At 61.3% G+C, this 24,095-nt stretch carries 28 protein-coding genes; 16 read left to right on the forward strand and 12 right to left on the reverse strand.

Annotated features, from left to right (window positions below; genetic code table 11):
• Positions 1 to 71: 71 nt before the first annotated feature.
• Together ilvC and D4A92_RS18895 are read right to left on the reverse strand one after the other, a co-directional pair.
• Entirely contained in the window at positions 72 to 1,091 is a 1,020-nt protein-coding gene (ilvC, locus tag D4A92_RS18890; protein WP_054151077.1) for a ketol-acid reductoisomerase, read from the reverse strand.
• Between the two features lie 23 nt (positions 1,092 to 1,114).
• Positions 1,115 to 1,801 (reverse strand): TetR/AcrR family transcriptional regulator, encoded by a 687-nt coding sequence (locus D4A92_RS18895; protein WP_203016533.1) that lies wholly within the window; start codon positions 1,799 to 1,801, stop codon positions 1,115 to 1,117.
• Between the two features lie 403 nt (positions 1,802 to 2,204).
• On the opposite strand from D4A92_RS18895, the gene D4A92_RS18900 reads away from it, so the two are divergent.
• The 6 genes from D4A92_RS18900 (at position 2,205) to D4A92_RS18925 (ending at position 4,366) form a co-directional block, all read left to right on the forward strand.
• On the forward strand, positions 2,205 to 2,444 hold the full coding sequence (locus D4A92_RS18900; RefSeq protein WP_203016534.1) for a hypothetical protein: 240 nt from the start codon (positions 2,205 to 2,207) through the stop codon (positions 2,442 to 2,444).
• Between the two features lie 102 nt (positions 2,445 to 2,546).
• A complete protein-coding gene (locus tag D4A92_RS18905; RefSeq protein WP_203016535.1) occupies positions 2,547 to 2,795 on the forward strand; it encodes a hypothetical protein in 249 nt (82 codons plus the stop codon).
• A gap of 99 nt (positions 2,796 to 2,894) precedes the next feature.
• Positions 2,895 to 3,143 (forward strand): hypothetical protein, encoded by a 249-nt coding sequence (locus D4A92_RS18910; RefSeq protein WP_203013693.1) that lies wholly within the window; start codon positions 2,895 to 2,897, stop codon positions 3,141 to 3,143.
• A 97-nt stretch (positions 3,144 to 3,240) separates the two neighbouring features.
• On the forward strand, positions 3,241 to 3,489 hold the full coding sequence (locus D4A92_RS18915; protein WP_203016536.1) for a hypothetical protein: 249 nt from the start codon (positions 3,241 to 3,243) through the stop codon (positions 3,487 to 3,489).
• 109 nt (positions 3,490 to 3,598) lie between these two features.
• A complete protein-coding gene (locus D4A92_RS18920; RefSeq protein WP_136538455.1) occupies positions 3,599 to 3,847 on the forward strand; it encodes a hypothetical protein in 249 nt (82 codons plus the stop codon).
• A 132-nt stretch (positions 3,848 to 3,979) separates the two neighbouring features.
• Positions 3,980 to 4,366 (forward strand): DUF4087 domain-containing protein, encoded by a 387-nt coding sequence (locus D4A92_RS18925; protein ID WP_069041168.1) that lies wholly within the window; start codon positions 3,980 to 3,982, stop codon positions 4,364 to 4,366.
• Here the strand turns inward: D4A92_RS18925 and D4A92_RS18930 are convergent, their stop codons facing one another.
• On the reverse strand, positions 4,367 to 4,831 hold the full coding sequence (locus D4A92_RS18930; protein ID WP_203016537.1) for an Lrp/AsnC family transcriptional regulator: 465 nt from the start codon (positions 4,829 to 4,831) through the stop codon (positions 4,367 to 4,369).
• Between the two features lie 164 nt (positions 4,832 to 4,995).
• On the opposite strand from D4A92_RS18930, the gene D4A92_RS18935 reads away from it, so the two are divergent.
• Positions 4,996 to 5,709 (forward strand): aspartate/glutamate racemase family protein, encoded by a 714-nt coding sequence (locus D4A92_RS18935; protein WP_203016538.1) that lies wholly within the window; start codon positions 4,996 to 4,998, stop codon positions 5,707 to 5,709.
• 16 nt (positions 5,710 to 5,725) lie between these two features.
• Here D4A92_RS18935 and D4A92_RS18940 read toward each other — a convergent pair whose 3' ends face one another.
• The gene (locus D4A92_RS18940) at positions 5,726 to 6,478 is read right to left on the reverse strand and encodes a pyridoxine 5'-phosphate synthase (RefSeq protein WP_203016540.1); all 753 of its coding nucleotides are present in this window, start codon (positions 6,476 to 6,478) and stop codon (positions 5,726 to 5,728) included.
• A 243-nt stretch (positions 6,479 to 6,721) separates the two neighbouring features.
• Here D4A92_RS18940 and D4A92_RS18945 point away from each other — a divergent pair, with 243 nt between their 5' ends.
• The 3 genes from D4A92_RS18945 (at position 6,722) to D4A92_RS18955 (ending at position 9,191) form a co-directional block, all read left to right on the forward strand.
• Positions 6,722 to 7,699: a hypothetical protein gene (locus D4A92_RS18945; RefSeq protein WP_203016542.1), complete on the forward strand. Its 978-nt coding sequence runs from the start codon at positions 6,722 to 6,724 to the stop codon at positions 7,697 to 7,699.
• Between the two features lie 186 nt (positions 7,700 to 7,885).
• The gene (locus D4A92_RS18950) at positions 7,886 to 8,572 is read left to right on the forward strand and encodes a MerR family transcriptional regulator (RefSeq protein WP_203016544.1); all 687 of its coding nucleotides are present in this window, start codon (positions 7,886 to 7,888) and stop codon (positions 8,570 to 8,572) included.
• A 106-nt stretch (positions 8,573 to 8,678) separates the two neighbouring features.
• Positions 8,679 to 9,191: a DUF4405 domain-containing protein gene (locus tag D4A92_RS18955; RefSeq protein WP_203016545.1), complete on the forward strand. Its 513-nt coding sequence runs from the start codon at positions 8,679 to 8,681 to the stop codon at positions 9,189 to 9,191.
• A gap of 16 nt (positions 9,192 to 9,207) precedes the next feature.
• On the opposite strand, the gene D4A92_RS18960 is transcribed toward D4A92_RS18955, so the two are convergent.
• From D4A92_RS18960 to D4A92_RS18980, 5 genes are all read right to left on the reverse strand, one after another.
• Positions 9,208 to 10,338, reverse strand: a complete 1,131-nt coding sequence (locus D4A92_RS18960) for an ATP-dependent DNA helicase (RefSeq protein ID WP_203016546.1) — start codon at positions 10,336 to 10,338, stop codon at positions 9,208 to 9,210.
• A 73-nt stretch (positions 10,339 to 10,411) separates the two neighbouring features.
• Positions 10,412 to 10,786, reverse strand: a complete 375-nt coding sequence (locus tag D4A92_RS18965; RefSeq protein WP_246753980.1) for a nitrile hydratase accessory protein — start codon at positions 10,784 to 10,786, stop codon at positions 10,412 to 10,414.
• Positions 10,773 to 11,432, reverse strand: coding sequence for a nitrile hydratase subunit beta (gene nthB / locus D4A92_RS18970; protein ID WP_203016548.1), 660 nt, complete (start codon positions 11,430 to 11,432; stop codon positions 10,773 to 10,775). Before nthB ends, D4A92_RS18965 begins: the two co-directional genes overlap by 14 nt.
• Positions 11,429 to 12,079, reverse strand: coding sequence for a nitrile hydratase subunit alpha (gene nthA / locus D4A92_RS18975; RefSeq protein WP_203016549.1), 651 nt, complete (start codon positions 12,077 to 12,079; stop codon positions 11,429 to 11,431). The genes nthB and nthA overlap by 4 nt, the downstream gene beginning before the upstream one ends.
• 9 nt (positions 12,080 to 12,088) lie before the next feature.
• Positions 12,089 to 12,682, reverse strand: a complete 594-nt coding sequence (locus D4A92_RS18980) for a LysE family translocator (RefSeq protein WP_203016550.1) — start codon at positions 12,680 to 12,682, stop codon at positions 12,089 to 12,091.
• A gap of 156 nt (positions 12,683 to 12,838) precedes the next feature.
• Here D4A92_RS18980 and D4A92_RS18985 point away from each other — a divergent pair, with 156 nt between their 5' ends.
• Complete coding sequence (locus D4A92_RS18985; protein WP_203016551.1) at positions 12,839 to 13,684, forward strand: aldo/keto reductase; 846 nt, start codon at positions 12,839 to 12,841, stop codon at positions 13,682 to 13,684.
• Between the two features lie 159 nt (positions 13,685 to 13,843).
• Positions 13,844 to 14,380: a metalloregulator ArsR/SmtB family transcription factor gene (locus D4A92_RS25340; protein WP_203016552.1), complete on the forward strand. Its 537-nt coding sequence runs from the start codon at positions 13,844 to 13,846 to the stop codon at positions 14,378 to 14,380.
• A 68-nt stretch (positions 14,381 to 14,448) separates the two neighbouring features.
• On the opposite strand, the gene ilvN is transcribed toward D4A92_RS25340, so the two are convergent.
• Positions 14,449 to 15,021 carry an acetolactate synthase small subunit gene (ilvN, locus tag D4A92_RS18995; RefSeq protein WP_006725998.1) on the reverse strand — a complete coding sequence of 191 codons (573 nt, stop codon included), beginning with the start codon at positions 15,019 to 15,021 and terminating at the stop codon, positions 14,449 to 14,451.
• A 16-nt stretch (positions 15,022 to 15,037) separates the two neighbouring features.
• A complete protein-coding gene (locus D4A92_RS19000; protein ID WP_425959333.1) occupies positions 15,038 to 16,795 on the reverse strand; it encodes an acetolactate synthase 3 large subunit in 1,758 nt (585 codons plus the stop codon).
• A 365-nt stretch (positions 16,796 to 17,160) separates the two neighbouring features.
• On the opposite strand from D4A92_RS19000, the gene D4A92_RS19005 reads away from it, so the two are divergent.
• Positions 17,161 to 19,290: an ATP-binding protein gene (locus tag D4A92_RS19005; protein ID WP_203016554.1), complete on the forward strand. Its 2,130-nt coding sequence runs from the start codon at positions 17,161 to 17,163 to the stop codon at positions 19,288 to 19,290.
• Positions 19,291 to 19,293: 3 nt separating this feature from the next.
• On the opposite strand, the gene miaA is transcribed toward D4A92_RS19005, so the two are convergent.
• Positions 19,294 to 20,208 (reverse strand): tRNA (adenosine(37)-N6)-dimethylallyltransferase MiaA, encoded by a 915-nt coding sequence (miaA, locus tag D4A92_RS19010; RefSeq protein ID WP_203020051.1) that lies wholly within the window; start codon positions 20,206 to 20,208, stop codon positions 19,294 to 19,296.
• Here miaA and serB point away from each other — a divergent pair.
• Genes serB through D4A92_RS19025 form a run of 3 tightly spaced genes read left to right on the forward strand, consistent with a single transcriptional unit; the run spans position 20,207 to position 24,094 of the window.
• Positions 20,207 to 21,097, forward strand: a complete 891-nt coding sequence (serB, locus tag D4A92_RS19015) for a phosphoserine phosphatase SerB (protein WP_203016555.1) — start codon at positions 20,207 to 20,209, stop codon at positions 21,095 to 21,097. The genes miaA and serB overlap by 2 nt on opposite strands.
• 9 nt (positions 21,098 to 21,106) lie before the next feature.
• The gene (locus tag D4A92_RS19020) at positions 21,107 to 21,670 is read left to right on the forward strand and encodes a GNAT family N-acetyltransferase (RefSeq protein WP_203016556.1); all 564 of its coding nucleotides are present in this window, start codon (positions 21,107 to 21,109) and stop codon (positions 21,668 to 21,670) included.
• 48 nt (positions 21,671 to 21,718) lie between these two features.
• Positions 21,719 to 24,094 (forward strand): putative bifunctional diguanylate cyclase/phosphodiesterase, encoded by a 2,376-nt coding sequence (locus D4A92_RS19025; RefSeq protein ID WP_203016557.1) that lies wholly within the window; start codon positions 21,719 to 21,721, stop codon positions 24,092 to 24,094.
• The last annotated feature ends 1 nt before the right edge of the window (position 24,095 follow it).

Consider the following 24,095-nt stretch of genomic DNA (forward strand, 5'->3'; position numbering starts at 1 on the left):
CGCCACACGGACACGAAAAAGCCGGAGAAGTTTCCCTCTCCGGCCTCTTGTTCATCTCTGGATGATGACAATCAGTTGCGGGCCTTGTCGACCAGCTGGTTCTTGGCGATCCACGGCATCATGCCACGCAGCTTGGCACCAACTTCTTCGATCTGGTGGCTGTCGTTCATGCGGCGGATACCCTTGAAGCGAGCCGCACCGGCACGGTATTCCTGCATCCAGTCCGAGGTGAACTTGCCGGTCTGGATGTCGTGCAGGACGCGCTTCATTTCAGCCTTGGTTTCAGCCGTGATGATGCGCGGACCGGTGACGTATTCGCCCCACTCGGCCGTGTTCGAGATCGAGTAGTTCATGTTGGCGATGCCGCCTTCATAGATCAGGTCGACGATCAGCTTCACTTCGTGCAGGCACTCGAAATAGGCCATTTCCGGCGCATAGCCGCCTTCGACCAGGGTTTCGAAGCCCGCGCGGATCAGCTCGACGAGACCGCCGCAGAGAACGACCTGTTCGCCGAAGAGGTCGGTTTCGCACTCTTCCTTGAAGGAGGTTTCGATGATGCCCGAACGGCCGCCACCAACGCCACAGGCGTAGGAGAGTGCGAGTTCAAGGGCGTTGCCCGAACCGTTGTGGTGGATTGCGACGAGGCAGGGAACGCCGCCGCCCTTCTGGTATTCGCCGCGAACCGTGTGGCCCGGGCCCTTCGGAGCGATCATGACGACGTCGACGGTCGACTTCGGCTCGATCAGGCCGAAATGGACGTTGAGGCCGTGAGCAAACGCGATGGCGGCGCCGTCACGGATGTTCGGTGCGATGTCGGCCTTGTAGATGTCGGCCTGCAGTTCGTCCGGGGTCGCCATCATCATCAGGTCGGCCCAGGCGGCAGCTTCGGCAACCGTCATGACCTTGAGACCGTCGGCTTCAGCCTTCTTGATGGTCGGCGAACCGGCCTTCAAAGCGACAACCAGGTTCTGTGCGCCGGAATCCTTCAGGTTCAGCGCATGCGCGCGGCCCTGCGAACCGTAGCCGATGATGGCAACCTTCTTCGACTTGATCAGGTTCAAGTCGGCATCACGATCGTAATAGACGCGCATTGTAGTGTCCTTCCCTATGCTTTTCAGTTGTGGTGGATGTTGTTGATCGGAGAGCCGGAACGGGATGCCCCATCCAGGCCCGCCAGTACGCGGTCGGTCCCGTAGAGAGCGAGAAAGGCGGAAACCGCCTTCGTCGCCCGGGCGCCGAATTTGTGGGTCTGCGGCGCCTCGCCGAGCAGCATGCGGACATGCAGATCGCTGACGATCAGGCCGTAAAGGGTACGGTACGCGTCCTCGCCATCGCCGAAACGCAACAGGCCGTCTCGCTGGCCGGCATCGAGCAGCGCCCTTGCCCGGCGATCGATCTGGCGCCGACCACGCTCCAGAAGCAACGTGCCGAGCTTCGAACCGTCACGGCTCGACTGGCCGATGGCCAGCCGGTTGAGGGCGAGCGAAACATCGCCGGCGAGAACCTCGAGCAGATCCTGGGCAAAGACCTCCAGATGATCTGTAAGGGTGGCAACAGTCAGGCGCTCACCCGGCCGCTCAAACGTCCGTACCTTGCTGGCTTGATAGGAAATCATCGCTGACAGCAGACCATCGCGGTCGCCGAACCATTTGTAGAGGCTTTCCTTGGAGCAATTGGCAGCGCGCGCCAGACCGGCCGTGGTGACTGCCTTGTCGCCGCCATCCACGAGCAGACGCAGAGCCTCCGCCAGAACAGCGTTCTGACGCGGCGTAAATTCCGAGGTCTGATTGTCGATGGACATGGCCGGCTCCTGGTACCGTACGGTACGGTTCGCACGCTTTATGTACCGCGGGAGGGCTGAGGTCAAGACAGGTTTTGCGAAAAAAGAATGCAGATGCCTCGGAGAGGAGACGCTGTCTTGGGCATCCGCGGACGCCCCAAGGAGCCCACCAAACTGTCACAAAAGGGTGATGATGACAAAAAATAATCGTTGTATGTCATAGTTAAATGACGGTGTCTTTCCATTCTAACCCGCTGTTTTTCCTCAATCCTTCCTTCAAGTATCCTCCATGATACCGGGTACTTTCACCGAACCAATCAGTTCGATTGTGCGCAAAGGGGTATTGATTTCCCAATCGCAATACGCCAAATACATCTCATCGAACCGAGCAGTTCGATTACGCAAGGTTCTAAAGGCCAACACAATGAAGACCATCGCAGCAGCACTCCTGTCCACCATCGCAGCCGCTTCGGCCGCTTTCGCGATCGAGCCAGTCCCAGGCTCAATCACCTATGGCGGTGCGCAGCCAAGGCTCGAACAGGCACCCGCCGGTTCGAACTTCTTCCACACCTTCCATCTCAACGGCACGGAAGTCCATGAGATCTACAAGGTGAATGCAGACCGGACCGTCTCCCTCGTCTCCCGTTCCATGTCGAACGACTGACAGGACAAGGACGATCCCCATCACGGGTAGATACTACCCATTGCTACAATCTGGAGCTGAATGCCTGAGGCATGGCTCAATCTTAGATAAGGAAACACGACCATGAAGACCATCATCTCTGCAGCCCTCATCACGCTTGCAGCCGGTTCGGCCGCATTTGCTGCCGTCCAGCCGATCCCGGGCTCGATCACCTATGACAACCCGAACGTCCAGCTCGAAAAGGCACCTGCCGGTTCGACCTTCTTCCACACCTTCTCCAACGGTGACGGCCGTGACGTTCGCGAAGTTTACAAGGTCAACGCCGACAAGACGGTGACCCTGGTTAACCGCACTGTTTCCAACGCTTCTTAATCAGCGCGCCTCCCAGGACGCCAAAGACCTCCAGCGGCAGGCTCGGCCCTCTCCACCGCCCCGAGCCCCCGCCCACAAAACGCACAAAGGACCATCACCATGAAGACCATCATCTCTGCAGCCCTCATCTCGCTCGCAGCCGGCTCGGCCGCTTTCGCTTCCGTCCAGCCGATCCCGGGCTCGATCACCTATGACAACCCGAACGCCCAGCTCGAAAAGGCTCCCGCCGGCTCGACCTTCTTCCACACCTTCTCAGACGGCAGCGGCCGTGACGTCAACGAAGTCTACAAGGTCAACGCCGACCAGACGGTGACCCTCGTCACCCGCACGATTTCCAACGCTTCGTAATCAGCGCGCCTCCCAGGACGCACCCTTCGGCGGCAGGCTCGGCCCCTCCCCTCTGACACTGAGCCGCCGCCCACAAAACGCACAAAGGACCATCACCATGAAGACCATCATCTCTGCAGCCCTCATCTCGCTCGCAGCCGGCTCGGCCGCTTTCGCAGCCGTCCAGCCGATCCCGGGCTCGATCACCTATGACAACCCGAACGCCCAGCTCGAAAAGGCTCCCGCCGGTTCGACCTTCTTCCACACCTTCTCAGACGGCAGCGGTCGTGACGTCAACGAAGTCTACAAGGTCAACGCCGACCAGACGGTGACCCTCGTCACCCGCACGATCTCCAACGCTTCGTAATCAGCGCGCCTCCCAGGACGCAACACCCTTCGGCGGCAGGCTCGGTTTCCCCTCCCCCTTCCCCCCAACCGGGCCGCCGCCAACCCAACGCTACACAAGGAACACGATCATGAAGACCATCATCTCTGCAGCCCTCATTTCCCTCGCAGCCGGTTCGGCCGCTTTTGCAGCCGTCCAGCCGATCCCGGGCTCGATCACCTATGACAACGCCAATGTTCAGCTGGAAAAGGCACCCGCCGGTTCGACCTTCTTCCACACCTTCTCCAACGGTGACGGCCGCGACGTTCGCGAAGTCTACAAGGTCAACGCCGACAAGACGGTGACCCTGGTTAACCGCACTGTTTCCAACGCTTCCTGATTCAAGGGTGCGTGGTGGGCCTCGGGGCTTCGGTCCCGGGGCCTTTTTTTTACGTTTGCGGATAGAGTCAGACTTGGACGTTCCCGGCGCTAGGGGCGGTGGCTATGGTGCGGCGAAATCTAGGAAAACACCATGCGCACCAAACACCTCCTCATCTGCCTTGCTCTGACACTTGCCGGAACCTCGGCCCTCTCCGCCAAGGAAAACCGCTGCGGCTGGATCCAGAATCCGACCCCCGGAAATTACTGGCTCGATGATGGCGAAGGCTCTTGGATACTGATGACGCAAGGCTCCGAGATCGAGCCGCTCGGCATGGAGAACATGCCCGATTTCACCACAGGGGATTTCGTCCAGACGAACGGCTACTACGGCTATGCCTGCGGCTGCATTGAAGCTGAGACCGAGCGCAGCAGCGATTTTGGTGACAGCTTCCTCGGCAGGATCTCGGCCATCTACGCCGTGAAGCAGCTGCCGATCAGCCAATGCCGCGCCGACAAGGCCCTGCCATCGCCCGAATAATCAACGCGCGTAGTCGACAGGCACGGCCAGCCCCTGCTTGAGAATTTCCATCGAGATTGATGCCGAAACGTCGAAGAGTTCCACGCGCTTCACCAGCCGGCGATAGACGACGTCGTAATGCTCGACGCGCGGCAGCACCAACTTCAGGATATAGTCGTAATGCCCCGTCAAACGATGGGCTTCGACAATCTCCGAGATATCGCTGATCGCGCGGCGAAACTCCTCGATCCAGTCGTCGGCATGATGGGCTGTCTTCACCAGGGCATAGACCGTGGTCGGCACGCCAATTTTCTCGCGATCGAGGACGACGATGCGCCGGGCGATATAGCCCTGTTCCTCCAGCTTCTGGATCCGCCGCGAGCAGGCAGACGTTGACAAGGCCACGCGCTCAGCGAGATCCGCAACCGCAATGCTCGAATCCTGCTGCAGCAGATCAAGAATCTTCCTGTCTCTTTCGTCGATCACGCCACATCTCCCCGGCCCAAGCGCCTGAACGCGCAAATAATCTGCGCAATCTCCTCATATCCCGCCAACTGTCATGCGCCAAGGGCTGTTCTCGATCCCATCATTGCAACCCAATTGCGCCGGGTTCGCATCATCATCTTCGCATCAAATGACGGAGACGAGACATGAAGACGATTGGCTTGATTGGCGGGATGAGTTTCGAAAGTTCGGCGGTCTATTATCGCCAGGTCAACGAGGCCGTTCGCGCCCGTCTCGGTGGCCTCACTTCGGCAGAGGTCCTGATGCACTCGGTCAACTTTGCGGAGATCGTGGCACTGCAGAAGGCCGGCCGCTGGGACCTTGCCGCGAAGCGTCTGGGCGACGTCGCAACTGGCCTGGAAAAGGCAGGCGCCGACTGCGTTCTCATCTGCACCAACACCATGCATCTCGTCGCCGACGAGGTGCAGGCCAGGATCGACGTACCGCTCATCAACATCATCGATGAAACCGCCCATGCTCTGAAGGCCGGCGGCGCCAAACACCCGCTGCTGCTCGCGACCCGCTACACGATGGAACAGCCGTTTTACGCCGAGCGCATGAAGCGCCATGGCATCGAGATCATGGTGCCGGATGCCGAAGGGCGGACCGTTACCCATGACGTCATCTTCGAAGAGCTTTGCGCAGGCCGCGTTCTGGATGCATCGCGCGGCAAACTGAACGCGATCATCGAACAGGCCAAGGCGGAGGGTGCCGACAGCGTCATTCTTGGCTGCACGGAGATTTGCCTCATCCTCGACCCGACGACACTTCAGCTGCCCGGCTACGACTCGACGACCATCCATGCCGAAGCGGCCGTGACCTTCGCACTGCAAGGCGATCGCGACATGCGGGCTGCCTGATAAGGGTAGCGGTCGGTCAGATCGTCTGGCCACAGGCGCGGCAGAACCGGCGGACGGTTTCGGCCATCCCGTATTCCAGGGCATCGGCGGTCAGGCCGTGACCGATCGAGACTTCGGCAAGATGTGGGATGCGCTTGACCAGGAGCGGCAGGTTGGCAACCGTCAGGTCGTGCCCGGCATTGACGTCGAGCCCCTCGGCGCGGGCGACATCGGCCGTCAGCCCGAGCAGTTCGACCTGACGCAGAGCCTCCTCCAAATTGTCGTAACAACCGCCATAGGGGCCGGTATAGAGCTCGACCCGCTCGGCACCGGTCGCCTTCGCAAGCGCCATCGGTTCGGAGCGTCCATCGCCATCAACGAAGAGCGACACCCGCATCCCCTTGCCGCGAAGCCGTGACACGACACGCTTGAGAAAATCCTGATGCGCGACAAGGTCCCAGCCATGGTCGGACGTCGCCTGCGACGGGTCATCAGGCACCAGGGTGACCTGCTCCGGCTCAGTCACCTCGCAAAGCGCCAGGAAGTCCTCGCTCGGATAACCTTCGATATTGAACTCGGCGCTCGGAAACTCGTCGTCGATCAGCGCCCGCAACACAGGCAGATCGCTGAAGCGGATATGACGCTGGTCTGGCCGGGGATGCACGGTCAGGCCACTGGCACCGGCAGAAAGGGCAATACGGCCCAGATCGGCCACGCTTGGCCAGGGAAGATCCCGGCGGTTGCGAAGCATGGCGATGGCATTGAGGTTGACGGAAAGCTTGGCAGGCATGGCGGCATGATCCGGCGATGAAGAGGTCTGGGGCATCCTTACGGCATCGCGGTATCGAAGGCCAACGAGAATCGCAAATGCTCCGATGCGGGAAATTGATGGATGGCAACCGCGCTCACCCCCTAGACTTTAAGGTATTGACGCCTCGCCCCCATCCTTTAGTCAGGTCTCGATTGTGACGGATCGCACAAACGCGCAGTATCGGATAACGGCGCAGGCCTCCCTGCAGCGGTTGGAGCAAGCATGTTGACGGAAACCGGGATCGATAGCGGGGAGGTTTCGGACGCACTGCAGCGTGTGTTGCGGAGCAGGACATTCGCACGCTCCGAAAAGCTGCGCTCATTCCTCAAATTCATCGTCGAGATGGAGCAGCTCGGCCTGTCGCATCAGTTGAAAGGCTATACGATCGGCATCGATGTTTTCAGCCGCAGCCACGGCTTCGATCCGGGCACAGATCCGCTGGTCCGTGTCCAGGCAGGCAAGTTGCGCAAGCTGCTCAACCAGTTCTATGCCTGCGAGGGCCGCGATGATCCGCTGCGCATTCGCATTCCGCTCGGCGGTTATGTTCCGGTATACGACCGCGTCGCATCGCAAGCCATCGACACCCGTGAGCGCGACATAAAATTCCTCGACACCGAACTCGCCGAAGTCGAAAATCCTGCTCTCGCCGACGACAAGGCCTCACTCCCAAGGCTTTTCATCCGCCGTCCGGACGGCGACGATCTCATCGCCTCGATCTTCGTCAATGCGACCCGGCTCTGGAGCACGAGGCTCTGGGCGGTCTGCATCGCCGGCCCGAGTGAAAAACCCAGTTTCGAAGGCGGAGCACCGCATCCCCTCCATTTCGAATTGAAGGCACAAAGCCTCGGCACCACACTGAAACTAAGCATGCGCCATCTCCGCTCCGGCAGCGAGGTGCCGATCAGCATGGGCGTCTGTGAGACTTCCGGCGACAGTCTGGAAATCGGCGCCTTCGCCAACGGTTTTGCCGGTGCAAACCTGACGCTTCCAGGTTCGATCTATCGCTTCTGCCACAAGAACGATCTGTCGACGGGGCAGATGCAGTGCCTCGACGCCACCTATCGCTATACGCTGGAGCGTTCGGACGCGAGCTACATCAATGCCCGTCAGTCCCAGCAGCAATGGGCCGGCCTGTGTCAAAGCAGCGAGATCATCACCGAGATGACGAGGCTGATCGCCCTTTCCTCCCTGCCACGCTGAACCACGCGTTCCCGGCATGAGGCGCGAAGCCCTTTTGCGAAAACTTATTTTATGAATTTCAAATATACTATAATCTGCAACCAGACAGCGATTCGAGATGCAGCGGGGTCAGCGAGACAGCACAGCAAAAGAGGAGAGAACTTTACGCTTCAGCAGACGCGTTGGCACTGAACATGGAGGGGGTACATGCCGCACGGAACACACCATCTGCAACCGATCACCAGCGTATCCGGTCAGCCTAACAAGGCGTTTCTCTTCCCGGACCTCGTCCAGACAAGAACCCCACCAAAAGAGCCGGTCGCGATTGCCGAAATGGCTGAGTTCTTCGGCGTCACCCACCGAACGCTGCATTTCTATGAGGAAAAGGGCCTTCTCACCGCCCGACGCATGGGCCTCATGCGGGTCTACGGATGCGATGAGATCGCCCGGATGGCCCTGATCAATGTGTGCCGAGAGGTCGGCATGTCAGTCTCGCTCATCCAGGACCTGTTCGAGACACTCTCGACCGCCACCTCGACAAGCGAAGCAAACCTGATCCTTGAGGAAGCCCTGCTCGCCCGTCGCCGTGAACTGGCGTCCAACCTTTCGACGATCCATCGACAGCTCCAGCAACTCAACGCCTTGCTCGACCACGAAGAAGCCGAGGCCGGCCAGTTGAACACGGAACAGAAGGGGCCAGCCCTGACCGAGACGGAAGCCCGCTGCCTGCAGTTGATGGTCGAAGGCTATACTCCGATCAGGATCGCGCGGACGCTCGAAATGAAGACCGAAGAGGTCAGCGCCGTAGAGGCGAGCATCGTTGGAAAACTCAACGCCCAAAACCGCTTCCAGGCCGTGGCGAAAGCCGTTCTTCTCGGCATGGTCGCCAATTGAAGACCCGCCTTGGTCTTGTCCATCATCAATAGTGGAGGAAGTTTAACGGGACAGCGGCTGCAGCCGGAGCTAGGAGCGGGGCATACCCAAAGACTGAGGTCGATCCATGCCCAATCTGCTTTCCCGCTATGCCACTCCATTAACCACGGGCCTGTTTCTGGTCTCGCTGATCTCCGGGATAGCCCTTTTCTTTCACTACGGCACGGCCGCGTTCCGCGAGATGCATGAATGGCTGAGCATGGTGCTGATCCTGCCCTTCGTCCTGCATGTCTGGAAGAACTGGCGGCCGTTTCTTGCCTATTTCAAGCGCCTGCCAATGGCGCTTTCGCTCGGTGTGTGTCTCGTGGCCGGCCTCGCCTTCGCCTGGCCGGCGATCACCGGAACCGCGACCGGTGCAGCCGGCAATCCGGCTTTCGCCATGATCAACTTGGTGGCCGGCGGCACGCCGGCACAGGTGGCACCGCTACTCGGACGAGGGGAAGCGGATGTGATCGCGGCCCTCAAACTCGCCGGTTTCACCGTCGCCGACGCCACGGCACCGTTATCCGAGATTGCCGCGGCATCGGAGAAGGACACGATGGCGCTGATGGCAACGCTTGCCGCCCTGAAGGCGCGATAACTCCAAACAGGAGCGCTCACCGGACGATGGTGAGCGTCTCCGCAGCACGGGTGACAGCCGTGTAGAGCCAGCGCTCGCGGGTATCCCGGAACGCCCAGCTTTCGTCGAACAGCACGACGTCATTCCACTGCGAGCCCTGGGCCTTGTGGACCGTCAGCGCATAGCCGTAGTCGAACTCGTCGTAACGCTTGCGCGTCGACCAGGGGATCTCGGTATCGATCTCCTCGAAGGCCGCCTTCAGCAGTTTGATCTTGGCGGCGCCGCGATCCATGTCGTCGTCTTCGGGCTTGATCAGAAGATTGATGCCAGGCTTCACGGTCTCGCGCGACGAGGTCATCACCTGCCAGAGCGAGCCATTGAGCAGGCCCTTGACCTGATCGTTCCTGAGACACACGAGCTTGTCGCCGGCCTGCGGATAGTCGACGGTAAAGCCTTTCAGCTCGCGCAAGCGCATGTTGTAGCGCCGCCGTGTCTTGTTGGTGCCGACCAGAACCTGATCGGCCCCGAGCACGAGATCCTGCGTCACCTCGTTCTTAGAGATCACCCGGGCCGTCGTGCCATAGTCGCCATACATGATCTCCTTGCCCTCGCGGATATGCATCGCGAGTTGGATGATCGGGTTGTCGCGCGCCTGGCGATGGATATCCGTCAGCAAGTAATCCGGCTCCTGGTCGGTGAAGAAGCCACCACCGGAGACAGGTGGTAGCTGGCCGGGATCGCCGAGCACCAGGATCGGTGTTCCGAAGCTCATCAGGTCGCGGCCGAGCGCCTCGTCGACCATCGAGCATTCGTCGATGATGATGAGCGCCGCCTTGGCGACCGGGCTCTGGCGGTTGATCGAGAACATCGGCGCAATCGAGGTCTTGCCGGTCTCCTCGTCCTCCACCGCCTCTTCGCCGCGCGGGCGGTAGATCAGCGAATGAATGGTCTTGGCATTCGAGGCGCCACGCGAGCGCAGAACCTGCGCCGCCTTGCCGGTGAAGGCCGCGAACAGTACGTCGCCGTCTACGTGCTCGGCGAAATGCTTGGCAAGCGTCGTCTTGCCCGTTCCGGCATAGCCGAATAGCCGGAAGACAGGGGTTTTACCCTCTTTCAGCCATTTCGAAACGGCCTTGAGGGCCTCGTCTTGCTGGGGCGCGAATTGCATGACCTAGGTCATGCGCGGATTCGTTGGCCCGATGCAAGGTCAAAGCCGGAAAAATCAGAACAAATCGTGGACATCAGACCCTGAGCGGGTCGTTTGAAAGCTCGATCGGCGCACCATGCGGCGTCGCCTCCGCCGCCCGCTGCCAGCTTTCGCGCAAGGCCTCAACGGTGTCGCGATCGGCAAGCCCCTTGCCCTCCAGCAGTGCGGCCAAGGCCGCGACCCAGGCATCGAAATAGTCAGATCCGTCCGCGGCCCGCTCTGGGAGATGCAGCTCGGCTGACAGGCTGTCGGCCCATTCCGCCCAGCTGAACACACCGCGCGCTTGGAGATGCACGGTCATCGCGAAAGCCTGTGCCTGCCACGGCTCGGCAAAAACCGGTGCCCCTTCGGACGATCGCGGCAGGCCCGGTGATGCCGCGAGATCGGTCACCGGGTCACACGCGCTCAAGATAACTCTCCCAGGCATCAATGGAGACGGTCAGTGTCGCATCGGCACCCTCGCCCCAGATCTCGTCTCCCGTGAACACGACGGTATAAACCCATTGCGGGTTTTCACCCCGTCCATGGGCGTTATCATCAGGGAAAACGAAACCGCCCTGCACTGCCTCGACGACTCCCGCCTTTGCGCGGGCATAACGCGGCAGGCGCGTATGACCGGTCGGATGGAAGTTCCTCGTGCGCACCCGATCGCCCACGCCAAACTTCGGCTCGGTCTCAACGGGACGATCGCAAGGCCCGCCACGGGCCAGCACACCCTTTACCATCTCGGCCTTCAAGACACGTTTCGGCGCGCGTCCCTGCTCCAGATGATGTCCTGATGCCAGTTCCTCGGCGGTGGCAAAGCCATGCCGCTCAAGCAGCATGTCGACACCCCGGATCCAGACCTCGTAATAGCTTGCCGCCAGATAGCTGGCAGGCGGAATAGTCTCGCGCGCATGCCGGCTCTCGTCGATCGACCAGGCGCCGAAAGCCCCACAGGAGAGCGTGATCCCGAGCGCGCGCTTTTCCCAGTCGGCATGGAAAATTGGCTCGTCCTTCTCCGGCGCGACCGGACCGAAGCCCATCTGCCCGCCGAGATCATGCGGCCCGTTCATCGCGCCCCCTCCGGTGAGAGCGCCAGGCCGGTGCCGATCATCGCGTCGCGTGTGACGAGATCGGCGAGTTGCTCTTCGTTGAAGCCATCCGTACCTGCGGGACGCATGGGGACAACGAGATAGCGCAGTTCCGCCGTCGAATCCCAGACCCGGATGCCCATGCTCTCCGGCAAGGTCACGCCGAATTCGGCCAACACCCCGCGCGGATCAATCACCGCCCGCGAGCGATAGGCCGGCGCCTTGTACCAGACGGGCGGCAGACCGAGCACGGACCAAGGGTAACAGGAGCAGAGCGTGCAGACGACAAGATTGTGGGTGTCGGGCGTGTTGAAGACGGCGCGCATATGCTCGCCCTGCCGGCCGGTATAGCCGAGGCTTGCCATCGCCGCCGTCGCATCGCGCTTCAGCCAATTGGCGAACTCGGGGTCGGCCCAGGCCTTGGCTACCACCCGCGCGCCATTTCTCGGCCCCACCTTCGTCTCATAGGTCTCGACGATGGCATCGATCGTCGCGGGATCGATCAGGCCCTTTTCCGTCAGCAAGGTCTCGAGCGCCCGCACGCGGGCCTCCATATCGGAATACCGGTTGTCGTGGTGGTGATCATGCCCGTGATGATGATCATGATCTTCAGGGTGGTGACCGGACATCGCAGTTTCCTAGTTGAGCATGGGCCAAAGGCTGAGAACCAACAGCACGGCCATGGTGATGTTGAACCATTTGAGCCGCACCGGGACCGACAGCCATTCCCGAAGCGCCGAGCCAAATCCGGCCCAGGTGGAAACGCTGGGAACATTGACGGCCGCGAAGACGAGCGCAACGATCCCGACAGTCAGAGCATAATGATTGGGATTCGGATAGACCGCCATGGCGGTCACGGCCATGACCCAGGCTTTCGGATTGACCCACTGGAAGGCGGCAGCGCCGAAGAACGTCATCGGTCGCGCCTTGGCCTCCCCCTCGGCCATCGTGCGCGAAGAGCCGATTTTCCAGGCGATCCAGAGAAGATAGAGCCCGCCGGCAACCTTGAGTGCGAGGAAGGCCGGCGGATAGGCTTGCAGCACCGCGCCGAGACCGAGGCCGACCGCGATCAACAACGAGAGGAACCCGGCACCAATGCCGAGCATATGCGGAATCGTCCGGCGGAAGCCGAAATTGACCCCCGATGCGAATAGCATCATGTTGTTGGGCCCCGGGGTGATCGAGGTCGCGAAGGCAAAGACCACAAGCGCCAGAAGCGTATCGGCCGACATGGATGTTTCTCCCGGATTTTTATGTCAGCCTAGCTGCCCTTTGGACCAATTCCATCCGTAGTCTTGTTATGGTGACACGAATGAGAGCGACTTTGTCGCTTGCCGCGCGGGACCACCTCGCTATTCTTCGCACAACCCGCCCCGAGGAGCTTCACAATGCACGACGCCATACCGACTGTCACCTTGCCGGGCGGTGCAGAGGTCCCGAGCCTCGGCTTCGGCACCTGGATGATGGGCGAGAATCGATCGACCGCGAAAGCCGAAGTTGATGCCATCAGGCTCGCACTCGACCTCGGCATGACCGTGATCGACACGGCCGAAATGTATGGCGACGGCGGTGCCGAACGCATTGTCGGTGAAGCCTTGAAGGATCGGCGCGAAGACGCCTTTCTCGTTACCAAGATCCTGCCCTGGAATGCGAGTTACGATGGCACAATCAAGGCCTGCCATACCAGCCTCGACCGGCTGGGGACCGACCATCTCGATCTCTATCTTCTGCATTGGCGCGGGGAGCATCCGCTCGACGAGACGGTCGCTGCGATGGAAGAGCTGAAAACAGCCGGCCGCATCCGCGCCTGGGGCGTCTCGAATTTCGATGTCGAGGACATGGAGGAACTGTTCTCCGTGGCCGACGGCAAGAACTGCGCCGTCAACCAAGTGCTCTACAATCTCTCCCGTCGCGGCATCGAATTCGACCTTCTGCCCTGGTGCCAGGAGCACCAGATACCGGTCATGGCCTATTCACCGATCGAGCAGGGACGGATCCTGCACCATCCCGAACTGGTCCACGTCGCCAAGGCCTATCAGGCGACGCCGGCACAGGTGGCGCTCGCCTTTCTACTCGAGCGCGAGGGCGTCATTCCTATCCCCAAGACCTCGAACTTGCGCCGCCTGCAGGAAAACCGTGACGCCGTCGATCTCGACATCTCCGATGAAGACTGGTCACGTCTGGACGCGGCCTTCCCGCCCCCTGCCCGCAAGATGCCGCTGGAAATGCTGTAGGCGCGAGAAGCTTGGGGCCATATGCTCAGCCGCGCATCGGAAAATCACGATCTATCCACAGGCCCTGCATTTCGGTCACTTTACGCCAGCCCCTCAGGAAATTAGGAGATTGCCTAATTCGAGAATTGCGGCGAGAGAGCCGTATTGCTGAGGAACGACATGGCAAAGCGCGGAAAAACCGAAATACATCCGGCAATGGACAAGACCTCGTCCCGCGTCTTCCACGCACTCGCCTCCGATCCACGCCGGATGATGCTGGTGCATCTGTCGCAATCGACCCTGACCGCCGGCGAGATCGCCGCCCGCTTCGACATGGCGAAGCCTTCGATCTCTCAGCATCTCTCGATCCTGGAGAATGCCGAACTCATCGAGGGCGAGAAGAAGGGTCAGTACATCCACTACAGTCTGAGACCCTCAGCCCTGCGTCACGCACTGACTGCCATGCTAACGACGACCGAATTCGATGGCGAGACGGCAGGCGCGTCGGCCGCCGAGGAAACGGTAGGCAAGGCCAAAAAGCCGTCGAAGAAGAAGGTCGATTTGACAGAAGTCGAGGCAAGCTCTGACAAACCGGAGAAGACTTCGAAGGCAAAGGCCAGCGAGAAACCAGTCAAGGAAAAGCCGAAAAAGGTGGAGGCTGATCTGCCCCCGGCACCGCAGCAAATGGGCCTCCTCGATCTCCTCGGCATGAACTGAAGAGACAAGGCAACAAAAAGGGCGACCGCGAGGCCGCCCTTTTTCATTTCGGGATTTTCCCGAACTCCTTACATGCCCTGCGGACCGCGGTTCATCGCGGCAATGCCGGTGCGGCAGATCTCGTTGAGGCCGAGCGGCTTCATGATCGAGACGAACTGGTCGATCTTCGAAGACTTGCCGGTGATCTCGAAGATGAAATGGTCGACCGTCGCATCCACGACCTTGGCCTGGAAGGCATCGGCAAGCCGAAGCGTCTCGGCCCGCATTTCGCCGGTCGATACGACCTTCACCAGGGCCACCTCCCGCTCGATCGGCCGCTCCTGGCCGAGATCCTTGGCACGGACCGTCAGGTCCAGCACCCTGTGCACCGGAACGATGCGCTCGAGCTGCGCCTTGATCTGCTCGAGCACGCCCGGGGTGCCACGCGTGACGATCGTAATGCGTGACAGATGCGCCTCATGCTCCGTCTCGGAGACGGTCAGGCTCTCGATGTTATAGCCGCGGCCGGAGAACAGGCCGATGACCCGGGCAAGAACGCCCGGTTCGTTGTCGACGAGTACCGAGAGCGTATGGCTCTCGATGGCTGAGGTTTCCTTGGCGATGAAATAGGCCGAACCGGTCGGCTGAAGATGAGCGTTCATGATCTTTTCCTCCCGGTCAGACGAGCTGACGGCCCTTGGCATCGATGGCAGTGGCAACCGCTTCGTCGGTCGCCTCGTCCGGCAGCAGCATCTCGTTATGGGCTTTGCCCGAGGGAATCATCGGGAAGCAGTTGGCGAGATTGGCAACGCGGCAGTCGAAGATGACAGGCTTCTTCACCTCGACCATTTCCTGGATCGCGCCGTCCAGATCGTCGGGCTTCTCGCAACGGATGCCGACCGCGCCATAGGCTTCCGCCAGCTTGACGAAGTCAGGCATGGCTTCCGTGTAGGAGCTCGACAGACGGTTTCCATGCAGCAACTGCTGCCACTGGCGCACCATGCCCATGTACTGGTTGTTCAGGATGAAGATCTTGACCGGCAGCTCATACTGGATGGCGCAGGACATTTCCTGAATGCACATCTGGATGGAGGCGTCACCCGCGACATCGATGACCAGCGCGTCGGGATGCGCGACCTGGACGCCGATGGCGGCCGGCAGGCCATAGCCCATCGTGCCGAGGCCGCCTGAGGTCATCCAGCGGTTCGGCTGTTCGAAGCCGATATACTGGGCTGCCCACATCTGGTGCTGGCCGACTTCCGTCGTGATGTAGGTGTCGCGATGCTTGGTCAGTTCATAAAGCCGCTGCAGCGCATATTGCGGCATGATGACGTCCTTGGACGGCGTATAGGCGAAGGAATTGCGGGCGCGCCATTTGGCAATGCTGGCATTCCATTCGGCCGTCTGCGACGCCTCAGGCTTCTTCGGCAGGGCGCGCCAGGCGCGGACCATGTCCTCGAGGACACGGCCGACATCACCGGTGATCGGCACGTCGACGCGGACATTCTTGTTGATCGACGACGGATCGATGTCGATGTGGATCTTCTTCGAGTTCGGCGAAAACGCGTTGAGGCGGCCGGTGATGCGGTCATCGAAACGCGCGCCGATGCAGACCATGACGTCACAGTCATGCATCGCCATGTTCGCCTCGTAGGAGCCGTGCATGCCGAGCATGCCGAGCCAGTTCTTGCCGGACGCCGGATAGCAGCCGAGCCCCATCAGCGTCGATGTGATCGGGAAGTCGGTCAGACCAACCAGTTCGCGCAGCAGCTTGGTGGCTTCCGGACCGGAATTGATCACGCCGCCACCGGAATAGATGATCGGACGGCGGGCAGAGGCCATCAGCTCGACGGCAGCCTGGATGGCGCGCGCGTCACCCGAAACCTTCGGCTGGTAGCTCTTCAGCGCCTTGTGCGCGTCCGGCGGCGTATAGGTGCCGGTGGCGAACTGGATGTCCTTCGGGATATCGACGAGGACCGGACCCGGACGACCCGTCTGGGCGATGCGGAAGGCTTCGTGGATGATCGACGCCAGCTGGTTGACGTCCTTGACCAGCCAGTTGTGCTTGGTGCAGGGGCGCGTGATGCCGACGGTATCGCATTCCTGGAAGGCGTCCGAGCCGATCAGCGAGGTCGGAACCTGGCCGGAGATGCAGACGAGCGGAACGCTGTCCATCAGCGCGTCCTGAAGCGGCGTCACGGCGTTTGTCGCACCGGGGCCTGACGTGACCAGCATGACGCCGACCTTGCCGGTCGAGCGCGCATAGCCTTCAGCCGCGTGGCCGGCACCCTGCTCGTGGCGCACGAGGATGTGCTGGATGTCTTCCTGCTGGAAGATCTCGTCATAGATCGGAAGCACGGCCCCACCGGGATAGCCGAAGATATGCTCGACACCGTTATCCTTGAGCGCGCGCAGGACGATCTCGGCGCCAGTCATCTGATTGTCTTTACCCGTCATGCTGTGTTTCCATCTGCCTTCTTGGTTTTGGGGCTGATAACCCGGTTCAGGGCATAAAAAAAGGCCCCTTGAGGAGCCTGTCATCTAGCGCATGGGTGGCTATCGCCGGATGGTTACACCATCCTGCCCATGCGCCGTCCCACCACGATAAGTGCAACCGAGTTTTTCATGGGTCGAAGTGTTAGCCAGAAAGCCCGCAAGCGTCAACGCATCTTTTGCAAATTTCCGCCCTCCGTCGCGAAAGTTTCTTGCGCGACTGGGTCTGAAACCTCAAGCCCGGCCTAAGACGTTACACGAAATTTTAAGCGCTCCCCCATAAGCTTGCGCAAGCAGGGAGAATGCGCTTGTTGAACGATGATCTTCACAAGTCCGGCGCAGCCGGAGATCAAGACCGCCGCGATGGCATGCGGCCTGGCAACCGGATGCTCGGACGCGTCGTCGCCTGCAACGGCTCGCGCGCGACGATCGCAGCCGTCGCCGAAGACGGTGGCACGGATCTCACGGAGCTGTGGTCCGTCGGCCGTCTGATCTCGATCACCGTTGGCAAGAACCGCGTCGTCGCCCTCGCCTATTCCATGCAGACGGAAGGCAAGGACTGGGGCGAAGGGGCCGACAACCAGTTTCTCATCGAGGTCGAACTGCTCGGCGAAGTCTACGTTCACGAAGACGGCCAGGAACTCTTCTCGACCGGCATTTCGCGCTACCCCTATCTCGGCGCCATCGCCCACCGCATTCGCGCGGCTGATCTTCTGCGCATCTACGACACCCGCCTCGGCGACACTGCAGTCATCGGCAAGCTCACCCAGGACGAAACGATCGACGCGACGATCCATGTCCCGTCTATGCTGTCGAAGCACTTCGCCGTGGTCGGCTCGACCGGCGTTGGCAAATCGACCGCCGTCTCCTTACTTCTGCGCAAGGCCATCGAAAGCGATCCGAAGCTGCGCATTCTCATTCTCGATCCGCACAACGAATTCGCGGCCGCCTTTCCCGAGCTGGCCGTCGTCATCGATACCGACACGCTCGACCTGCCCTTCTGGCTGATGCGCCTGGATGAATTCGCAGAGGTTCTGTTCCGCGGTCGCCCGCCGGTTCCGGAAGAGCTCGACATCCTGCGCGATCTCATGCCAGAAGCCAAACGCGCCTTCCGCGGCAATGAGAGTGCCCTGATGCGGCGCATGGCCGACAAGAGCTCGATGACCGCCGACACACCGGTGCCCTACCGCATCGCCGACCTGCTCGCGCTCATCGACGAGCGCATCGGACGCCTCGAAGGCCGTGGTGAAAAGCCCTATCTGCGCTCGCTGAAGATGCGCATCATGTCGGCGGTCAACGATCCGCGCTATCACTTCATGTTCTCCAACAACACGATCAGCGACACGATCATGGAGACGATCGCGCATATCTTCCGCATACCGGGAGACGACCGCCCGATCTCGACCTTCCAGCTTGCCGGGATACCGTCGGAAGTCGTCAACTCCGTCGCCTCGGTTCTCTGCCGCATGGCCTTCGAGCTGGCGCTCTGGTCGAATGGCGCGATCCACATGCTCGTCGTCTGCGAAGAGGCCCACCGCTATGTGCCGGCCGACCCCACTCTCGGCTTCTTCCCGACGCGCCAGGCCATCGCCCGTATTGCAAAGGAAGGCCGTAAATACGGCGTATCGCTTGGCGTGATCACCCAGCGCCCGGGCGAACTCGACCAGACGATCCTGTCGCAGTGCTCGACGCTGTTTGCCATGCGCCTTGCCAACGACCGCGACCAGGAGATCATCCGCTCGGCCATCCCCGACAGTTCGATCTCGACCACCAGCTTCATTTCCTCGATCGGCAATGGCGAAGCCATCGCCTTCGGCGAGGCGATCGCCGTTCCCATGCGGATGCGCTTCACCCGTGTGGCGGAATCGGCGCTGCCGAAAGCCAATGGCGTCAACGCCAAGCAGACCGAGGAAACGCCTGATACCGTCGATCTGCGTACCATTGTCGGTCGTATGCGCGCCATCGCCGGGCCGGACATCTCGGCCTTTCAGCAGAGCTTCGAGACCGGTTTCGGCGGCACCCCGAGCGCCCCTGATGGAATCTATGACGACGAGGAGTTCGACGACGACGACGGACATTTCGACTCGCTGCGTGCGTCGTTTGCCCCACAGACACCGGCGCGCCCAGCCGCCTCTCCTTTCCCGACGGCATCACCGCCGCCAATGACGCGTCAGCCTTTCGAGACGCCATTGCCGCGACAGACGTTGTCGGTCTCGGAGACACCGCCGATCGAACCCTATCGTCCGGACATGCTGCCGCGCCCTGGTATCGACGAGGCGCCCCGCCCGCGCATGGAAAGCCCGGCGCCGGCTCACTCCATGGCTGGCGAGCCGCCGCCAGCGACCTTCGGCTCCCAGCCCCTGCGCCGTGAGGGCGGCTCATCCTTGCGCGAGAGCATTCTCAAAAAACCGCTGTCGAGCCTCTACAAGCGCGACTGACGGTCAGTCGATCCGGAACACCGCCGGATCGACTCGTTCCCAGCTTTCATCCATCTGGTTGCGGAACCAGGTCATCTGTCGCTTGGCATATTGGCGCGTCGCGGCAGAGGCCCGCTCGACCGCCTCGTGTCGGCTAATCCGGCCCGCAAGCATGTCGGCGATTTGCGCCACGCCGATCGCCTTCATCGCAGGCATCTCCGGCTTCAGGCCAAGCGACAGAAGCGCTTCGACCTCCTCGATCGCCCCCTCGTCCATCATCTGTTGGAAGCGCCTGTTGATCCGGTCGTGCAACACCGTGCGATCCGGCAGGACCACGAGCTTGCAGGCGCGCTCCGGATCGACCAATTGCGGTCCGGACTGCTTTTGAAACTCGGCGATGGACCGCCCTGTCGCTCGGAACACCTCGAGCGCACGCACGATCCTTTGACCATCGGCCGGATTGAGGCGCTGCGCCACGCCCGGATCCAACTCGGCCAATTCCTCGTGCAGCGCTTCGGCCCCCTCGGCTTCAAGCCGGTCGCGGATCTCCGACCGCAGGCCAGCCGGGATCACGGGCATCTCCGAAAGCCCGCCGGTTAGCGCCTTGAAGTAGAGCCCGGTACCGCCGACGAACACCGGAAGACGCTTCTCGTGTTTCAGTCGCGCCAGCAGCGCGCCCGCTTCACGCAACCAGTCGCCAGTCGAATAGGTTTGGCCTGCCGGGACATGGCCATAGAGTTCATGCGGCACCCCGCCCATCTCAGCTTCACCAGGACGGGCGGTGACGACGCGCAGCGTGTCATAGACCTGCATGCTGTCGGCATTGATGACGACGCCGTCATGGCGGTGGGCAAATTGAAGCGCGAGCGCAGACTTGCCGCTGGCGGTCGGCCCGGTTATCAGGATCGCGTCATTGTTCTTGTCAGGATCTTCCATCATGGCCTTGGTTGCCACGCTTGTCGCCAATCCGTCAAACCCTGTTCTGAGCCCCGCCCTCGGTGAGAAGGCTGCGGATGCCGTCGCGTCTTCGCGCCTCTACTGGCTGGCCGACGGGATCGCCTGCGACATTCCCCTTCCCGATGGCACCGATCCGATCAAGGCCGAAGGCGCCCTGCGTCAGGTGCTGGCGGGTCAGCCCGTCGACGTCGCGGTCCAGGATGCCGACACTCGCCGCAAGTCCATCCTGATCGCCGACATGGATTCGACCATGATCGGCCAGGAATGCATTGACGAGCTCGCGGCCGAGGTCGGCCTGAAGGACAAGGTCTCCCAGATCACGGCCCGGGCCATGAACGGCGAGATCGCCTTCGAGCCCGCCCTGCGCGAACGCGTGGCGCTATTAAAGGGTTTGCCGATCTCGGTGGTCGGCGAGGTGATTGCCAAGCGCATCACTCTGACCCCGGGCGGCAAGGAACTGATCGCGACGATGAAGGCAAGAGGCGGCTACACCGCGCTTGTTTCCGGTGGCTTCACCGTCTTCACCGCCCCGATCGCCGCCATGCTCGGTTTCGATGAGAACCGGGCCAATATCTTGATCGAGGAAGACGGCGTCCTGACCGGCGAGGTTGCCGAACCGATCCTCGGCAAGCAGGCCAAGGTGGATTCCCTGCTCGACATCGCAGGCCGCCTTGGCATCAGCCCGAACGAGACGATTGCCGTCGGCGACGGTGCCAATGATCTGGGCATGCTCGGCATTGCCGGCTCCGGTGTCGCCCTGCATGCCAAGCCGGCCGTGGCCGCTGAAGCGAAGATCCGCATCGACCACGGCGACCTCACCGCCCTTCTCTATCTGCAGGGCTACCGCAAGTCGGACTTCGTGACCGCATAAGGGCTGATCATGCTGATCGTCGAAACGGAGCGACTGATCCTGCGCAACTGGCAGGAGGAGGATCGCAACCTCTTCTACGAGATCAACCGCGACGAAAAGGTCATGGAGTTCTTCCCGTTTCGCCGCTCCCATGCGGAATGCGACACCCTGTTCGACCGGAACCGCGACATGATCAGTGAAACGGGTCTTGGATTCTACGCGCTCGCCGATCGGACAACAAACGAAGCAATGGGCTTCTGCGGCCTGTCACCCGTGGACCTTCCCGGTATCCTGCCCGAGGGAGCAATCGAGATCGGCTGGCGTTTGGCCACCCGCTTCTGGGGCCGCGGCTACGTCACCGAAGCGGCATCCCGCCTGATCGAATACGCGCGTGCCGACCTGCGTCTGCCGACAGTCTACGCCTTTGCGGTCGACGGCAATCATCGGTCGACCGCTGTCATGCAAAGGATTGGCATGCAACGTCTGGCTGGCCAGGATTTCGATCATCCCAAGGTGCCTGACACGCATCCGCACCTGAAGCGGCATGTATTGTTCAGGATTCAGTTCGATTCCACCCCGATCCGAACAAGATGATATTCCTAATTTACGCAGACTTAAAATGTATCTGCTACGAACTTCCGTATGCAGAAGATGTTTTCCGCGCATCTCGCGGCACCGATTGCGAACCTGTACGACCGCTTCCTGCGCCTTGGTGAAGGTGACCAGACGGCGGAAGAGGCAGAGCGTATCCGCGCAGTTCGACTGTCGGTCGTCGGCACCAGCACGCCATGGATGATGGCGGCCAACGTCTGCAACGCGGTCCTGACAGTTTTTGCCTTTTACGGCAGCCCGTCCGCGACTGAAGTCTATGTGATCTGCGGCCTCATCCTCACTGTTGCGGTATTTACGACCCTGTCCTGGTGGCGCAATCGCAAACGCGGCATGCGCGAGCGGGCAAGCCTGCGCGGGACAGTTCGCGCGATCATTTATGCCGCGATCCTGAGCGGCCTCTGGGCAGCCCTCGATGTGGCGGCCTATCACATAGCCGACGAAACGCAGCGCATGGTGCTGATTGCGCTCACCGTCGGCATGGCCGGCGGCGGCGGCTTCGCCCTGGCAACCATTCCGCCGGCATCGATCGTCTTCTGCAGCACCGTTGCCGTCGGCGCGGCAATCGCCCTCTCCCGCGATCCCACGATTGTCGGCGCCTACCTCTTCGTCCTCTACCTGATCTTTGCCGCGATCATCATCCGCTCGTCGCTGGCGGTCTGTCGAAGCCTCACGGAGCGCGTCCGGGCCAAGCTTGCCGCCGACGAGCAGCGGGACGTCATCAATCTCCTGCTGAACGACTTCGAAGAGAACGCCGCGGACTGGTTGTGGGGCACCGACGAGAACCTCAACCTGGTTCGTGCCTCCAGCCGCTTCTACGATCAGATGCAGGTGCCAGAAGCCATGGTGATCGGCAAGCCGCTGACCGGGATCATGCCCTTCGCCGAAGTCGGGGTCGAGGGCATGGATTGCAAGGAGAACTTCATCACCTGTCTGGAGGCGCGCCAGTCCTTCCGTGATCAGGACATCTGTGTCGAACTGGGGGGCGAACTGGCGATCTGGTCGCTGACCGCAAAGGCCATCCAGGACGAGACCGGACAGTTCTGCGGCTATCGCGGAGTTGGCCGCGATGTCACCGCAAGCCGTGAAAGCCGGCTGCGGATCGAACACATGGCCCGCCACGATCCGTTGACGGAAGTTGGTAACCGCGTTCTCCTCTCCGAAGATTTCGAACGCGCGGTATCGCGTTATCAACGCTTCGGCGACCCTTTCTCGGTCCTGCTGCTGGATCTTGATCGTTTCAAGCATATCAACGACAATTTCGGCCATGCCGGCGGCGACGAACTGCTGCGCGCTATTGCCAGCATTCTGAGCCAGATCCGCGGCGAGAGCGACACGCTGGCGCGCATTGGCGGTGATGAGTTCGCGATCCTGCATGTGACGGGCGACGATCCGCAGAGCGCCGCGAGCCTCGCCTCCCGCATCATCGAAAGCCTCAGCAAGCCGATCAGCCTCCGCTGCGGCACGGCCCATGTCGGCGTCAGCATCGGCATTGCCTGCGCCCCGATCGATGGCACTGATCCAGACCAGTTGATGCGCAATGCAGATCTTGCCCTTTATCGGGCCAAGACAGACGGACGCAACCGTTACCGCTTCTTCGATAGCTCGCTGGATGCCGCTGCGCGACGCCGCAATCTGATCGAACAGGAACTGGCGCTTGCGGTTGCCCAGGAGAGCCTGACCGTCAACTTCCAGCCGCTCGTCGACGCCCAGAGCCGGCAGGTGGTCTGTGCCGAGGCATTGCTGCGGTGGAACCATCCGACGCTCGGGCCCATCAGCCCCGGCGAATTCATCCCGATCGCCGAAGAATCCGGCCAGATCGGCGCAATCGGCAGCTGGGTACTGCGCCAAGCCTGCAAGCACGCGGTCAACTGGCCGGACCATATCCGCGTCGCCGTCAATCTGTCCTCACGCCAGTTTCTCAGTCCAGGGCTCCTGCCGCTGGTTGAAAGCGCGTTGAAGCAGAACGGTCTGCCCGCTCATCGTCTCGAACTGGAGGTGACGGAAAGCCTGCTGATGGAAAAGGCGATCGGCGTCGAACAAACGCTTGCCTGCCTGTCACGGCTCGGGCTTCGCATCGCGCTCGACGACTTCGGCACGGGCTTCTCCTCCCTGAGCTACCTGCGCCAGTATCGCTTCGACAAACTGAAGATCGACCAGTCCTTCATTTCGGACCTGGAAACGAATGCCGACAGCCGCGCCATCGTTGACGCCGTGATCCGTCTTGCGCGTGACCTGCGCATGAGCGTTGCTGCAGAAGGCGTCGAAACCAGAGGTCAGTTCGACCTGTTGCGGCAAATGGGCTGCGGCGAGATCCAGGGCTTCCTCGTCGGCCGACCGATGCCGGTCGACCAGTTCGAGGAGTATTTGAGACAGAACAGCATCTCGGTCGAGCGGCTCTACGCCTGAA

Source organism: Rhizobium rosettiformans (assembly GCF_016806065.1).
GTDB lineage: Bacteria > Pseudomonadota > Alphaproteobacteria > Rhizobiales > Rhizobiaceae > Allorhizobium.

Coding starts and splice junctions, on each gene's coding strand:
- D4A92_RS25340 (WP_203016552.1), top strand. CDS start 13,844: ATGGCAAAGCGCGGAAAAACCGAAATACATCCGGCAATGGACAAGACC.
- D4A92_RS18915 (WP_203016536.1), top strand. CDS start 3,241: ATGAAGACCATCATCTCTGCAGCCCTCATCTCGCTCGCAGCCGGCTCG.
- D4A92_RS18960 (WP_203016546.1), bottom strand. CDS start 10,338: ATGCAATTCGCGCCCCAGCAAGACGAGGCCCTCAAGGCCGTTTCGAAA.
- D4A92_RS18910 (WP_203013693.1), top strand. CDS start 2,895: ATGAAGACCATCATCTCTGCAGCCCTCATCTCGCTCGCAGCCGGCTCG.
- D4A92_RS18900 (WP_203016534.1), top strand. CDS start 2,205: ATGAAGACCATCGCAGCAGCACTCCTGTCCACCATCGCAGCCGCTTCG.
- D4A92_RS18895 (WP_203016533.1), bottom strand. CDS start 1,801: ATGTCCATCGACAATCAGACCTCGGAATTTACGCCGCGTCAGAACGCT.
- D4A92_RS18950 (WP_203016544.1), top strand. CDS start 7,886: ATGCCGCACGGAACACACCATCTGCAACCGATCACCAGCGTATCCGGT.
- D4A92_RS18925 (WP_069041168.1), top strand. CDS start 3,980: ATGCGCACCAAACACCTCCTCATCTGCCTTGCTCTGACACTTGCCGGA.
- D4A92_RS19025 (WP_203016557.1), top strand. CDS start 21,719: ATGCAGAAGATGTTTTCCGCGCATCTCGCGGCACCGATTGCGAACCTG.
- serB (WP_203016555.1), top strand. CDS start 20,207: ATGGCCTTGGTTGCCACGCTTGTCGCCAATCCGTCAAACCCTGTTCTG.
- nthB (WP_203016548.1), bottom strand. CDS start 11,432: ATGAACGGGCCGCATGATCTCGGCGGGCAGATGGGCTTCGGTCCGGTC.
- D4A92_RS18905 (WP_203016535.1), top strand. CDS start 2,547: ATGAAGACCATCATCTCTGCAGCCCTCATCACGCTTGCAGCCGGTTCG.
- nthA (WP_203016549.1), bottom strand. CDS start 12,079: ATGTCCGGTCACCACCCTGAAGATCATGATCATCATCACGGGCATGAT.
- D4A92_RS18980 (WP_203016550.1), bottom strand. CDS start 12,682: ATGTCGGCCGATACGCTTCTGGCGCTTGTGGTCTTTGCCTTCGCGACC.
- D4A92_RS18940 (WP_203016540.1), bottom strand. CDS start 6,478: ATGCCTGCCAAGCTTTCCGTCAACCTCAATGCCATCGCCATGCTTCGC.
- D4A92_RS18945 (WP_203016542.1), top strand. CDS start 6,722: ATGTTGACGGAAACCGGGATCGATAGCGGGGAGGTTTCGGACGCACTG.
- ilvC (WP_054151077.1), bottom strand. CDS start 1,091: ATGCGCGTCTATTACGATCGTGATGCCGACTTGAACCTGATCAAGTCG.
- D4A92_RS18920 (WP_136538455.1), top strand. CDS start 3,599: ATGAAGACCATCATCTCTGCAGCCCTCATTTCCCTCGCAGCCGGTTCG.
- D4A92_RS18955 (WP_203016545.1), top strand. CDS start 8,679: ATGCCCAATCTGCTTTCCCGCTATGCCACTCCATTAACCACGGGCCTG.
- miaA (WP_203020051.1), bottom strand. CDS start 20,208: ATGATGGAAGATCCTGACAAGAACAATGACGCGATCCTGATAACCGGG.
- D4A92_RS19000 (WP_425959333.1), bottom strand. CDS start 16,795: ATGACTGGCGCCGAGATCGTCCTGCGCGCGCTCAAGGATAACGGTGTC.
- ilvN (WP_006725998.1), bottom strand. CDS start 15,021: ATGAACGCTCATCTTCAGCCGACCGGTTCGGCCTATTTCATCGCCAAG.
- D4A92_RS18935 (WP_203016538.1), top strand. CDS start 4,996: ATGAAGACGATTGGCTTGATTGGCGGGATGAGTTTCGAAAGTTCGGCG.
- D4A92_RS18985 (WP_203016551.1), top strand. CDS start 12,839: ATGCACGACGCCATACCGACTGTCACCTTGCCGGGCGGTGCAGAGGTC.
- D4A92_RS19020 (WP_203016556.1), top strand. CDS start 21,107: ATGCTGATCGTCGAAACGGAGCGACTGATCCTGCGCAACTGGCAGGAG.